Annotated in this window: 12 protein-coding genes; 5 read left to right on the forward strand and 7 right to left on the reverse strand. The window is 47.1% G+C overall.

Features of this window, described 5'->3' with window-relative positions; genetic code table 11:
* Positions 1-97: 97 nt before the first annotated feature.
* Genes yigB through lptM form a run of 6 tightly spaced genes read right to left on the reverse strand, consistent with a single transcriptional unit; the run spans position 98 to position 4,697 of the window.
* On the reverse strand, positions 98-820 hold the full coding sequence (gene yigB, locus ACUALS_RS13585) for a 5-amino-6-(5-phospho-D-ribitylamino)uracil phosphatase YigB (RefSeq protein WP_005475646.1): 723 nt from the start codon (positions 818-820) through the stop codon (positions 98-100).
* Entirely contained in the window at positions 817-1,749 is a 933-nt protein-coding gene (gene xerC, locus ACUALS_RS13590) for a tyrosine recombinase XerC (RefSeq protein WP_454448527.1), read from the reverse strand. Before xerC ends, yigB begins: the two co-directional genes overlap by 4 nt.
* Entirely contained in the window at positions 1,721-2,425 is a 705-nt protein-coding gene (locus ACUALS_RS13595; protein ID WP_005475618.1) for a DUF484 family protein, read from the reverse strand. The genes xerC and ACUALS_RS13595 overlap by 29 nt, the downstream gene beginning before the upstream one ends.
* Before the next feature lie 22 nt (positions 2,426-2,447).
* Positions 2,448-3,278: a diaminopimelate epimerase gene (gene dapF / locus ACUALS_RS13600; RefSeq protein ID WP_038140637.1), complete on the reverse strand. Its 831-nt coding sequence runs from the start codon at positions 3,276-3,278 to the stop codon at positions 2,448-2,450.
* Positions 3,279-3,288: 10 nt separating this feature from the next.
* Positions 3,289-4,542, reverse strand: coding sequence for a diaminopimelate decarboxylase (gene lysA / locus ACUALS_RS13605; RefSeq protein WP_038140639.1), 1,254 nt, complete (start codon positions 4,540-4,542; stop codon positions 3,289-3,291).
* Between the two features lie 38 nt (positions 4,543-4,580).
* Positions 4,581-4,697: an LPS translocon maturation chaperone LptM gene (gene lptM / locus ACUALS_RS13610; protein WP_005475620.1), complete on the reverse strand. Its 117-nt coding sequence runs from the start codon at positions 4,695-4,697 to the stop codon at positions 4,581-4,583.
* Between the two features lie 75 nt (positions 4,698-4,772).
* On the opposite strand from lptM, the gene cyaY reads away from it, so the two are divergent.
* Positions 4,773-5,087, forward strand: a complete 315-nt coding sequence (cyaY, locus tag ACUALS_RS13615) for an iron donor protein CyaY (protein ID WP_005475593.1) — start codon at positions 4,773-4,775, stop codon at positions 5,085-5,087.
* A 44-nt stretch (positions 5,088-5,131) separates the two neighbouring features.
* Here cyaY and ACUALS_RS13620 read toward each other — a convergent pair whose 3' ends face one another.
* The gene (locus ACUALS_RS13620; protein ID WP_038190177.1) at positions 5,132-7,660 is read right to left on the reverse strand and encodes a class I adenylate cyclase; all 2,529 of its coding nucleotides are present in this window, start codon (positions 7,658-7,660) and stop codon (positions 5,132-5,134) included.
* Positions 7,661-7,996: 336 nt separating this feature from the next.
* Here ACUALS_RS13620 and hemC point away from each other — a divergent pair, with 336 nt between their 5' ends.
* Genes hemC through ACUALS_RS13640 form a run of 4 tightly spaced genes read left to right on the forward strand, consistent with a single transcriptional unit; the run spans position 7,997 to position 12,071 of the window.
* Positions 7,997-8,935: a hydroxymethylbilane synthase gene (gene hemC, locus ACUALS_RS13625; RefSeq protein ID WP_454448528.1), complete on the forward strand. Its 939-nt coding sequence runs from the start codon at positions 7,997-7,999 to the stop codon at positions 8,933-8,935.
* A 5-nt stretch (positions 8,936-8,940) separates the two neighbouring features.
* Entirely contained in the window at positions 8,941-9,684 is a 744-nt protein-coding gene (locus ACUALS_RS13630; RefSeq protein ID WP_454448529.1) for a uroporphyrinogen-III synthase, read from the forward strand.
* A 3-nt stretch (positions 9,685-9,687) separates the two neighbouring features.
* Positions 9,688-10,893: a uroporphyrinogen-III C-methyltransferase gene (locus tag ACUALS_RS13635; RefSeq protein ID WP_038140649.1), complete on the forward strand. Its 1,206-nt coding sequence runs from the start codon at positions 9,688-9,690 to the stop codon at positions 10,891-10,893.
* The gene (locus ACUALS_RS13640) at positions 10,893-12,071 is read left to right on the forward strand and encodes a heme biosynthesis HemY N-terminal domain-containing protein (RefSeq protein ID WP_454448530.1); all 1,179 of its coding nucleotides are present in this window, start codon (positions 10,893-10,895) and stop codon (positions 12,069-12,071) included. The genes ACUALS_RS13635 and ACUALS_RS13640 overlap by 1 nt, the downstream gene beginning before the upstream one ends.
* Positions 12,072-12,188 lie beyond the last annotated feature (117 nt).

Genomic DNA, 12,188 nt, shown 5'->3' on the forward strand with positions numbered 1-12,188 from the left:
TCTATAAGCCTAAGACGTTGATATAATGAGATCTCTTCTGAATATAACCTAATCTATGTCTCGGCAGATGAAAAGCGATTATTTTGTAAGAATGTGCCTAAATCTCACTCAAAAGTAGTAAGTCTTGCAATCGTTTCACCTCGACATCGGGCAAAGTTGTTGCTCTAGGCTGGTCGTAGATGGATTGAAACTGGTCATTGAACCAACAAGCGGATAATCCACTGTTTTTAGCGCCCAAAACATCCGTAACAACATGGTCGCCAACATGCAATATCGAAACGCGAGGCAAATCTAAAAATTGCACCGCTTTGTCAAAAAGTTGCGGGTGCGGTTTCGCATAACCATCAGGACCCGCCTTTAGAATTAACGAAAAATACCCCGCTAAGCCAATCTTATCGACATCCACATTGCCATTCGTGATTGCCACCAGCGGCATCACTGACGCAAGTTGAGCCAACACCTGATGTGATTCATCTGGAACGGTAAAATCACTGCGAAATTCCAGCACTCGCTCAATCAGTTCACTGGCGGCTAAATCTGCTTGCGCTTGGCTGTAACCCAGTTCCATCAATCCGGTTAGGATCTGTTGATATCGCCAAGCCGTTACATCATTTTTTAGCCAAGCATCGTCGCTGAGCACCTGACGCTTTATCGCTCGCCACCAATCAGAAGAACGTGTCGCAGAGACAGGATGATGCTGATGCAGCCACGCCATCGCTTTGGCTTCCACCTGACGAATGACCGGACGGTTGTCGTACAAGGTATCATCCAAATCAAATGTCATTGCCTGAATCGGGCCAAGTTGGCGATAAAAAATCATTCCTTGTTGCTCCGTTTTTTCGCTCGTGGATGGGCTTGATCGTACACTTCTGCTAGATGTTGAAAGTCTAGGTGGGTATAGATTTGCGTCGTCGAGATATTCTCATGCCCTAAAAGCTCTTGGACGGCCCTCAGGTTGTTGCTCGACTCCAAAACATGGGTTGCGAAAGAGTGGCGCAGTTTATGTGGACTGATGTGACTGGCGACTGCCTGCTTTTGTCCCCACTCTGCCATCCGCTTTTGAACATTACGATGAGAAATACGCACACCGAGTTTAGACACAAAAAGCGCGGACTCATCGGATTTTGCCAAGGTTCCACGCACTTTCATCCACTTGCCGACCCACTCAGACGCCATGCCAGAAAAAGGCACTTTACGTTCTTTGTCGCCCTTACCAACGACACGAATTTCACCGGAGAAAAAACTGACGTCTTTCACATTGATGCTCACGAGCTCCGCCAGACGAAGGCCTGCTCCATACATCATTTCCATCATGGCGCGATCGCGAATCGACAACGGATCGTCTTCGTTCACTTCGAGCAGTTGCCCCACCTCATCGACATCGAGGTTTTTCGGCAATGGGCGCTTCTTACGCGGAGCAGACACGCCTTTGGCGGGATTCGCGCTCATCTCTCCACGCAAAATAAGAAAATCGAAAAAACTGCGTAAAGAAGAGAGTCGCGTGGCTAAGCTGCTCGCCTTCATGCCATCACGCATGCCTTTACTCGCCAACTGTCTTACCCACGCAGAGTCAACTTGAGACCAATCTTTCAGACCAAGTTGTACGAGGTGCTGCGCCATGGTTTCAAGTTGCTGCTTGTAGTTGCGTTGAGTGTGGAGACTTAACCCCTTCTCACTTCGTAGATATTCGTAGAAGCGTTCAAGGGGCTTTTGTAGACCATTAGGAAGAGGTGTTGCTGATTCGCTCATCTTGTTCACATTGCCATGGAAGAGACTCAATTAAATGAGAAAGCACCAACGCTAAATGGCGTAAGAAAAGAGTATCCATATGCGGTTGGAAGTGCCCACCATCGGTACTGGAAAACGCCAATACGCCCTGTAACGACTTTCTCTTTAATGGTAGCACGACATAAGAGCCCATCTCTGGTGCGCGATGGTTGTCACCAAATAGGAGCTCTCGATCCGCTTTGCGCATGCGCCCCAAGTAAGCCTCTTTGCCATTCAAATGATTGGTAGCAAAACGCAAGTAGGACTCTTTCGCCAATGAGTAGTAGCTTGATTCAGACTCCAGTAGACGCACATACGCGACCAAACCTAAAGACTTTGCCATCTCTTCAATTGCTTTAACAACCGACAACAACGAATCGCATTTTAGGATTTGCTCCTGCAGAGCCATAAACTCGTGGAAGGTTTGATCGTTACTTTTAGCAAGCGACATCAGCGAAGTGATGTCCTCTTCGAGCTCTTCAATACGTTGACGCTGACGGTTCAATTGTACATGTACAAGCGACACCGTTCCTTGCTCTTGATGGGGTAGCGCAAGGCGGTCCACTAACTCACGACGACTCAGAAAAAAATCGGGGTTGTCACGTAAGTATTCTGCAATGACTTCTTCCGTCAGAGCGTCCGCTTCAATTTGAGACACGTTGATTCCTTGATTGTGTGATTTAGCAGCTCAACTGCCCATCAAAAACATGAGTCGCAGGTCCTGTCATAAACAGAGGTTTACCCGGCCCTTTCCAACTGATCTTTAAGTCGCCACCTGGTAAATGTACTGTGACATGTTCATCCAGCAAACCTTGAACAACACCGACTGCGACGGCGCCACACGCACCACTGCCGCACGCTTGTGTTTCACCCGCACCGCGTTCGTAAACACGCAGGTTCACTTCGTTGCGGCTAATCACCTGCATAAAGCCAGCATTGACCCGCTCAGGAAAACGCTCGTGAGACTCAAGCAGTGGTCCTAAGGTTTCCACATCGGCGGTGGCGACATCATCCACCACGGTCACCACATGCGGATTACCCATACTCACAGCGCCACAGAAAAGCGTTTTGTCTTCGGCACGTAAAATGTAGGTTTTTTCCGTTTGTTTGGCTTTGAATGGGATCTTGTTTGGTTCAAACTCAGGCACACCCATATTGACGGTGACTTGGTCATCCTCTTCAATATTGAGCACCATTTTGCCTTTCTTTGTGCTCACGCTAATACTGTATTTGTTCGTCAATCCTTTCATTCGGACAAAACGGGCAAAGCAGCGTGCGCCGTTACCACACTGTTCAACTTCACTGCCATCGGCATTAAAAATCCGGTAGTGGAAGTCGGTTTCAGGATCATAAGGCGCTTCAACCACCAGCAGTTGGTCAAAGCCAACCCCTGTATGACGATCCGCCAAACGGCGGATCAGATCAGGCGAGAAAAAAATGTTTTGGGTAATGCAATCCACGACCATAAAGTCGTTACCCAAACCATGCATTTTAGAAAAATGGAAATGCATACAGGTCCAATTACTCCGGAAGAATGTTTTCTAGTGCCCATAAACTGGACAGCTCTTCACGTTGACGCACAAGATGAGACTGATCGCCATCAACCATCACTTCAGCAGCACGCACGCGAGTGTTGTAGTTTGAAGACATCACGAAGCCATAAGCGCCAGCAGAGCGCACAGCCAGTAAGTCATTTTCCTCTAAAACTAAGCGACGGTCTTTACCTAAGAAGTCACCAGTTTCACAAATTGGCCCGACCAAGTCGTACTCTTTTGCTTCCCCTTCACGAGGAGCGACAGGGACGATATCTTGCCACGCTTGGTACAACGCAGGGCGCATCAAGTCGTTCATTGCAGCATCAATGATGGCAAAGTTTTTGTGTTCTGTGTGCTTTAAGAATTCAACTTTGGTCAACAAGATACCGGCATTCGCGGCAATCGCACGACCCGGTTCAAAGATAAGCTCAAGGTGCTTGTGGTTATCAAGGCGGCTCAATAATGCTTTCGCATAGTCGGATGGCTCTGGCGGCATTTCATCGCGATATACCACACCAAGGCCACCACCAACATCAAGGTGTTTGATGTCAATGCCTTGCTCTTTCAAGTCATCAATGAGGGCAAGCAGGCGATCTGTTGCATCGATAAAAGGTTCGATGTCTGTCAACTGAGAACCGATATGGCAATCAATGCCTTTCACATCGAGGTTCTCTAAGCTCGCAGCAAATTGGTATACAGCGGGAGCGCGGTCAAACGCGATACCAAACTTGTTGTCACGTAAACCAGTAGAAATATAAGGGTGCGTATTGGCATCGACATCAGGGTTGATACGCAAAGAGATAGGCGCTTTGACACCGAGCTGTCCCGCGACTTTATTCAAGCGTTCAAGCTCAGGTTCAGATTCAACATTAAAGCACTTAATACCCAGCTCAAGCGCGCGCTGCATCTCTTGCTCGGTTTTACCCACCCCAGAGAAGACCACCTTGCTTGCATCACCGCCTGCGGCAATCACACGCTCTAGCTCACCACCAGAGACGATATCGAAGCCCGACCCAATGCGCGCTAACGCATTCAAAACACCTAGGTTTGAGTTCGCCTTCACCGCGTAACAGACAAGGTGAGGATGGTCACCAACCGATTTATCGAAAGCGTTCCAATGGCGCTCCAGCGTTGCTCGAGAGTATACGTATAATGGGGTTCCGTACTGCTGAGCCAAATCAGACAATGCGACGTTCTCGGCCCAGAGTTGGCCATCATCCTGATAGTTGAAGTAATCCAAAGTGCTTTCCCTTATATTCTGATATTACTTAGTCATTATTATGAAGATTGTTCATTTTGAGGCGCTTCATCTGGCATGTACAACGAACCTGTTTGGCCACAACCAGCCAAACCCAGTACGGAGACGACAAACAGCGCTAAGATTGATTTTTTCATCGGTTCTATCGTGATTATTTCATCAATGCCCCCTATAATCGCACCACACTCAGGAAAAGCAATAGGATAGATAGGATGAACGAGACTGAATTTCATCAGTTGGTGGATGTAAAAATGCAAATCATCGAAGAAATGATTGATGATTCAGGTGCGGACATCGACTATGAAACGTCTGGCAACGTGATGACGCTCGAGTTTGAAGACCGCAGTCAGATTATCATTAACCGCCAAGAGCCAATGAAAGAGGTTTGGTTGGCGTCTAAGTCTGGCGGCTTCCACTTTTCTCTGCAAAATGATCAATGGATCTGTTCTAAAACAGGCTTAGAGCTGATTGCGATGGTAAAGCAAGAATGTGAAAAGCACTGTGCGGAAGAGATCGAGTGGGAATAAACCCACCAGTACATCAAAAAAGGCCATCACGATGATGGCCTTTTTTACGCATTTACAATTCTATTTGGCTTGGGACAACCTGCACTATCGCTGCGATATGGCACGATATAGGCTTCACCCTCTTCTGGGCGAACGATTTGATAGTACTGCGGCAAATTAAAATTAATAAACTTAGATGCAACCTGGCTATCATCCTGAGACGACGTGTAAAAGCCGTTTACACTCGCAATCATCTCATCTTTTTCGCCACTAAACTGGTGATAAACTTCAACCCGATTCGACTCATCTAACACATAGATATTGAAACCTTGCTCGTTGTCTTCAAAGAAGAACTGAACGAGACCTTCACTGGCGAATCCATCAACGATTTCTGGCAACGGATGATCTTGCTCTTTATCGAGCATCAGCAGCGGCGAACCCTTCAGTTTATTCGTTGAGATACTGCGGTAGAAGTCGACTGAATTTTCAAGCATTTGTACCGACACGCCACGACGTTCAAAGAACAAGCCGTAGGTTTGCTGCCCAATACGCAACGCTTTGAAACGGCGACGCTTCTCTTGTTCCACCGGTTTCAAACGTAAATCGATACACTCGGCAAGCAGTTGGTAAACCATGTTTCGCATCACGCCGCGCAAGTTCTTGCTGTAGCAGAACACATCTACCGATTCAGGCGGTAACGCATCTTGGTGCATTTTTCCTAGTACGGTTTTCAGCGCGTCTAGCATCGCTGTTTCACCCTTGAAGTGAAGCGTGCGCACTTCTTGCCATGAGTTTCGGTACACCAAGTCGACACTGCCTACCAGACACTTTTGCTCAGGTCCAAAGCTGAAAATATCCATGCTCTTTGGATCAAGCTTTAGAGATTTGCCACCGAGCTGAGCCGTTGGATCCTCTTCAAAGTTGATGAACATCGCGAGCTGACTGATTTCACAAGGGCTGGCGAGGGCTTGCATCGTTGGGCGACGTTTACGCAGCGAAAATGTGTTACGTAAATCACTCACCATCTGATAGAACTTGTCGATATCTAAATGCGCATCACGGACGACAGAATGCAAACGTGTCGACTCCGTAATCATGCCATTAAAGAACGACCAAGCGACTAACTTACTGAGGTATTCGTTATGCTCTAGCGGAGATTGACCAATAATGCGGTGCGGGGTAAGCGGCTGCTTGTACAGGTACCAGCCCTGTTTATTGGTGCGTCCAGGACGAACTTCAATAAAGGTCAGATCGGGCTCGTGTAAATCCGGAGAGATTTGCGGATTCAACAAGGTAATTTTACCCGGTAGAACTTCAAATGCCGCATACAGCTTACGCGCCAGAATACTGATGTCTTGAGGACTAATCGCGGACGTGATGTCATTGCGTCGAGCAAATTGAATCAGGTTGCGATAGCTTTGCATCAACGCATCAAGTAATGCGTGATGCACCACTTTGACTTGCTCAACTTTCCAATTACGGCGATCGTCTAACTCACGAATGACGCTGTCATCCCATCCCCAGTTGTTGACCATGTCACGCAGCGCTTCACGACGCCAAGCCACCGAGCCAACGCTTGGTTCGCGAGACAATTTCTCATGCGTTTTCAGATAGAAACAGCGGCGAACCAAATCAAGACGAGTATCATCACCAATACGTTCTAGGTATCGGGTCACCTTCTCAAGCATTAAGTAATACGCGTCCATACCATAGAGATCGGGCTCATGAGCAAAAAAACGACGTTTAGTATCAAGGCTTAATAGCTGAGTATTCGGGTATTCCCAAGAGTATGCTTCAAGCAAAATGGCTTTCAGCACCGACTTATAAGGCGAGTCGATACTTTTGTACAACTGCCACAAGTTAGAGCCGAAATATTCTTCCGCTGGAATACGATTCAATTTACCGAAATCGATCCACTGTGAGCAGTCAATGTAGCCTTTGTTGCAAAGATCGTGAACGTAATCGTCATAACACTCTTCCATTTCTGGAGGAACGATTTGCCATAGTAGGCGCATACCAGCAAGGCGCACCGCACTACGATAAAACTCATCAAGTAACAACAGGTGTTGAGATGAACCACAGTTGTCGCCCGTCATCTCTTCCGAATGATTGGAACGAAAACGCTCCTCATCCATTAAAAAAAAGTTCGCTTCGACACCCTGAGTTTGTGCCCAATCGGTAATCAATAGGCATTTGTTGGTCAGAGACTCTCGTGCATCCTTATCCATGTCCGGCGACACACAAACCCAAATATCCAAATCACTTGAAGTGCTTTGGCCAATCGAGGATGTACTGCCCATGGTGTATAGACCAAGTATGGCCGGCGTTTCGCTAGTTGCTAATGATTGACCTATCGTCAGCTCGGTGTCATCAACAAACTGACGCTGAACATCATTAAACTCAAATTGGCGAATGCCGTAAGGAACGTGATCATCGTAGTAACCGGGAATAACCGGATGATTGAAATGCAGTAAGGTAGGAATAAGGTGGAATACACGCTGACTTTGCAAATCCATAAGAGCCAGCGCACGTTCAGTACGTTGCTGGTTTAGGTTATCAAGTCTTTGAACTAACGTTTTCGTGTAAGCCTGCAAGGGAGAGTCCTTGGTTATTTACCTATCGTGTACCCTGAACAAAAAGCGTTCTAAAGCACCGCTGAAATGTGATCAATCTAACACTTTTATTTGTATTGGTAAAGAATTGTACGATCGAATCGACATTATAATCCGTCATTAACCACTGTGGCATTAGTGTGGTACGGAACCTAAGTTAATTATAATAGCGAATCATACAAACGAGACATTAATCACACTCTTTTGATGATTTTATGCTAGCTCGCTTACCATCCTCCCTCCTCGCGAGATTGCAGTAATACTTTTCAACGTACAGTGGTAGGATTAAGCATTATTTAAAACCACTAGCAGAACATCATGACTCAATCTTCTCCAATTCGTATCGCTACACGAAAAAGTCCTCTCGCACTATGGCAAGCATACTTTGTAAAAGACGCTCTACAAGCCGCTCATCCAGGCCTTGAAGTAGAGTTAGTAACGATGGTAACGAAAGGTGACATCATTCTTGATACACCGTTAGCGAAAGTGGGGGGCAAAGGTCTATTTGTCAAAGAGCTTGAAGTCGCCATGCTAGAAGGTCGTGCTGATTTAGCAGTCCATTCGATGAAAGATGTTCCAGTAGACTTCCCAGAAGGTCTTGGGCTAGTCACGATTTGTGAACGAGAAGACCCACGCGACGCTTTTGTCTCCAACACCTACAACAACATTGACGAACTGCCACACGGAGCGGTTGTCGGCACCTGTAGCTTACGTCGTCAATGTCAGATTAAAGAGTATCGACCAGACTTGGTCATCAAAGAGCTACGAGGCAATGTAGGCACGCGTTTAGGAAAACTTGATGCCGGAGAATACGACGCAATCATTCTCGCCGCAGCGGGATTGAAACGCTTAGAACTTGAAGAACGCATTCGTAGTTTTATTGAACCTGAGCAATCCCTACCCGCGGTAGGACAAGGTGCCGTTGGCATCGAGTGTCGCCTCGATGACGAGCGCCTAATCAAACTCCTAGAGCCATTAAATCACCAAGACACAGCCGATCGCGTGTTATGCGAACGCGCAATGAACCTAACGCTGGAAGGCGGGTGTCAAGTTCCGATCGGCAGCTACGCACTACTAGACGGTGATGAGATTTGGTTGCGAGCTCTGGTTGGCGAGCCTGATGGTTCAGAGATTGTCCGCGGTGAAATCAAAGGCGCGCGAGCTGACGCAGAAAACTTAGGCGTCACCTTGGCAAATCAGTTGCTTGACAACGGTGCCCGCGAAATTCTGACCAAGCTCTACGCTGATCACGAGTAATCGACATGGCAGTTTTGGTCACCCGACCTGGTGAGCAGGGCCACGCCTTATGCCAACAGCTCCATGATGCAGGGATAACAGCCCTGCATCATCCAATTATCTCTATCCAGCCCGGAAGTGAACTTCCGACTCTCCCTGACCACTTGGCAGAGTGTGAAATCGTGATTGCGGTCAGTCAACATGCGGTGACCTTTAGCCATCAAGCTCTTCAATATCAGAACCAAGTATGGCCAGATCGCGTCACTTACCTTGCCGTTGGTCAAAAAACTGCACATGTTTTAAGCAAAGTTACGCAACAAAAAGTACACTATCCGCAGATTGGAGACAGTGAGCATCTATTGCTGCTGGACATGCTTTCCCGAGTGAAAGGTAAAAAGGTTGTCATTCTACGAGGCAATGGTGGGCGAGAACTCATTTATGACACACTCATAGAGCGCGGTGCCAAGGTAGACTATGTCGAAACCTATAAGCGAGAAAACATTACTTTCCGCTCAGATTTACTGGTTCCAATCTGGCAAGATAAGCAAATTACACAGTTAGTCATCACCAGTTCAGGTCAGCTATGCCATTTTGTTGATCAGCTATCCGCCTCACAACGGGTATGGCTCTGTGGGTTGCAACTCTTTGTACCCAGTGAACGCATTGTACAAGAGGCACTGAAGTTAGGGTTCGAAAAGGTTATCAATACCCATAGTGCTTCAAATAAAGATTTGTTGGCTGCTCTAAGGTCAACGACAACAGGACAATAAACAATGACAAGTAAAAATAAAAACGATCACATTGAACCTGAGAAAGAAAACAACTCTGTGAAAGACGAAGCCGCTCAAAAGGAAAACATTGAAGCGACGGAATCTACACAGACGCCAAATGAAAGCAGCGCAGCGCCAGCCGAGCCAAAGCAAGAAGAAGCGCCTGTTTTTGAAGAAAAGCAAGGCAAACGCGGAGTAAAACTCGGTACGGTTGCGATCATTTTGTCACTTATTTTCGGTGGCGGTTTAACCTTTTATATGCAGCAGAAAAATGCACAGTATCAAGCGCAAATTGATGCTTTGCAAAAGCAGCTCAGCCAAACTCAAACCTCTATTGAACAAGACCTCAGCGCCACCAAGCAAGCTGCAATTGCACAAGCAACTGAGATTACTCACCGCGCAGAAACAGTGCTTGAGCAACAGCAGAAGAGTATCGAGAGCTTACAACTAGCCATCGCTGATGTGAAAGGACGCCGTCCAAATGATTGGCTATTGGCTGAAGCCGACTACCTCGTAAAACTAGCAGGACGCAAATTGTTCCTCGAGCATGATGCCGTTAGCGCTACCAAACTGATGGAAAGCGCGGACCAACGTATCGCGGCACTGAACGACCCAAGTTTAGTGCCACTGCGCAAAGCGATGGCCAATGACATCACGAAACTCAAGTCGATTCCGTTGATCGACCGCGAAGGTTTGGTCCTACGTTTAACCTCCCTTCAACAACAAGTCGATCAACTGCCGTTAGCGAACGCCCTGCTACCCGAAGCTCAGCAAGTCGAGCAACGTAAAGTATCTGAAGATATCTACGATTGGCAGGATAACTTGATGACCTCGCTAAAAGATTTTTCCGAGAACTTCATCACTTTCCGAACTCGAGATGGCAACGTAATCCCACTACTTTCACCTCAACAGCACTTCTACTTGAAAGAGAACATCAAGGCGAAGCTCGAAACCGCAATTAAGGCAGTCTACGTTGAACAGCAAGAAATCTACTCAACGGCACTGACCACCGCAGACAAATGGTCGAGCACATTCTTTAATCAAGATGCAAACAGCGTCATTGAGTTTAATAAGACGCTCGAAAGCTTGAGCAAGCAAAATATCCATGTCGATTACCCAGTCAAGCTAGAGACACAGCAACAGTTGTCTGATGTCATTCGCGATCGCTTGCGTCGTGAAGTCACTACCCTGATCACGGAGGAGAAATAATGTTTCGTATCATTTTCCTCTTTGTCATATTGGGAGCGGGCTTGTTTGCCGGCACACAATATGCGGGTCAGCAGGGCTACGTGCTGATCTCAATTGCAAACAAAACCATTGAAATGAGTGTCACCACACTGGTTATCTTTATCATTGCCGCCCTTGCCGCTCTGTTTGCCTTAGAGTTCTTTATCAAAAAAGCGCTTTCCGCAAGCTCCGCGACCTGGAACTGGTTTAGCGTTCGCAAGATGCGTCGTTCTCGTCGCTACACGAACGAGGGAATCATCAAGCTACTCGAAGGCGACTTTAAGTTAGCGGAGAAGAAAGTCACCCGTTGGGCAAACCACCACGATATGCCTTTGCTCTGTTATCTCGTCGCGTCTGAAGCTGCGCAAGGAATGGGAGAGAGTGACAAGCGCGATCGCTACCTAGAACTCGCCGCCCAGCAAGAAAACTCGCTCTTGGCGGTCGAACTCACACGAGCCAAGCAACAAGTTCGCGAATCAGATTTCACTGCGGCACTCGAAACCTTAACCGTACTGAAAGCAAGCTACCCTACCAACACCATCGTGCTCAACTTGCTTAAGTCGGTCTACATCGAACTTAAACTGTGGCAACCGTTACTGGATGCACTACCAAACTTAGTCAAAGCGAAGATCATCAGTAAAGATGAGCAGGCTCAGCTAACACAGCGTGCTCAATGTGGTTTGTTGGCAGAAGTTGCGGAACAAAAAGGCAGCGAGGGCCTTGTCAGCCATTGGAACAACTTACCGCGTAAGCTGAAAAGTGATAGCCATCTGGTCGAATGTTTTGCAAAGCAGTTGATCTCAAGAAAAGCGGATAACGAGGCCTTTACTCTAATCAAAGAGAACATCAAGAAACATCCAAATTCCTCGCTTTACGCACTGCTGCCAGAAATGAATCTAGCAGATAGCCATCCAGCTATTGTCTTCTTAGAGACGGTCCTAAACAAAGATGGTAACAACGCAGAAGCACACAGCGCACTGGCTCAATTCCACCTTCGAAATGAAAAGTGGAGCGAAGCTCAGCAGCACTTAGAAAAGGCATTATCACTGCGCCCCAATGTCTCTGACTATGCCTACCTTGCTGATGCGTTAGAGAAACAGAACCTCACAAAAGCCGCACACGAAGTCTCGCGAAAAGCGCTGACACTCGTCCAAACGTAGAGTTATTAGACAAACAAAGCCGGCCACTGAGCCGGTTTTTTTGTACCTGCTAGCTTGGCTAGTCGATATGCTAATGCTCAGTAAACAAAGCAAGTTTTCTGTCTTGGGTTGCAAAAT

Source organism: Vibrio sp. NH-7 (assembly GCF_053643215.1).

Excerpts from the sequence above, each read along its gene's own strand:
- yigB (WP_005475646.1), bottom strand. The coding sequence starts at position 820 with ATGATTTTTTATCGCCAACTTGGCCCGATTCAGGCAATGACATTTGAT.
- xerC (WP_454448527.1), bottom strand. The coding sequence starts at position 1,749 with ATGAGCGAATCAGCAACACCTCTTCCTAATGGTCTACAAAAGCCCCTT.
- dapF (WP_038140637.1), bottom strand. The coding sequence starts at position 3,278 with ATGCATTTCCATTTTTCTAAAATGCATGGTTTGGGTAACGACTTTATG.
- lptM (WP_005475620.1), bottom strand. The coding sequence starts at position 4,697 with ATGAAAAAATCAATCTTAGCGCTGTTTGTCGTCTCCGTACTGGGTTTG.
- cyaY (WP_005475593.1), top strand. The coding sequence starts at position 4,773 with ATGAACGAGACTGAATTTCATCAGTTGGTGGATGTAAAAATGCAAATC.
- hemC (WP_454448528.1), top strand. The coding sequence starts at position 7,997 with ATGACTCAATCTTCTCCAATTCGTATCGCTACACGAAAAAGTCCTCTC.
- ACUALS_RS13630 (WP_454448529.1), top strand. The coding sequence starts at position 8,941 with ATGGCAGTTTTGGTCACCCGACCTGGTGAGCAGGGCCACGCCTTATGC.
- ACUALS_RS13635 (WP_038140649.1), top strand. The coding sequence starts at position 9,688 with ATGACAAGTAAAAATAAAAACGATCACATTGAACCTGAGAAAGAAAAC.
- ACUALS_RS13640 (WP_454448530.1), top strand. The coding sequence starts at position 10,893 with ATGTTTCGTATCATTTTCCTCTTTGTCATATTGGGAGCGGGCTTGTTT.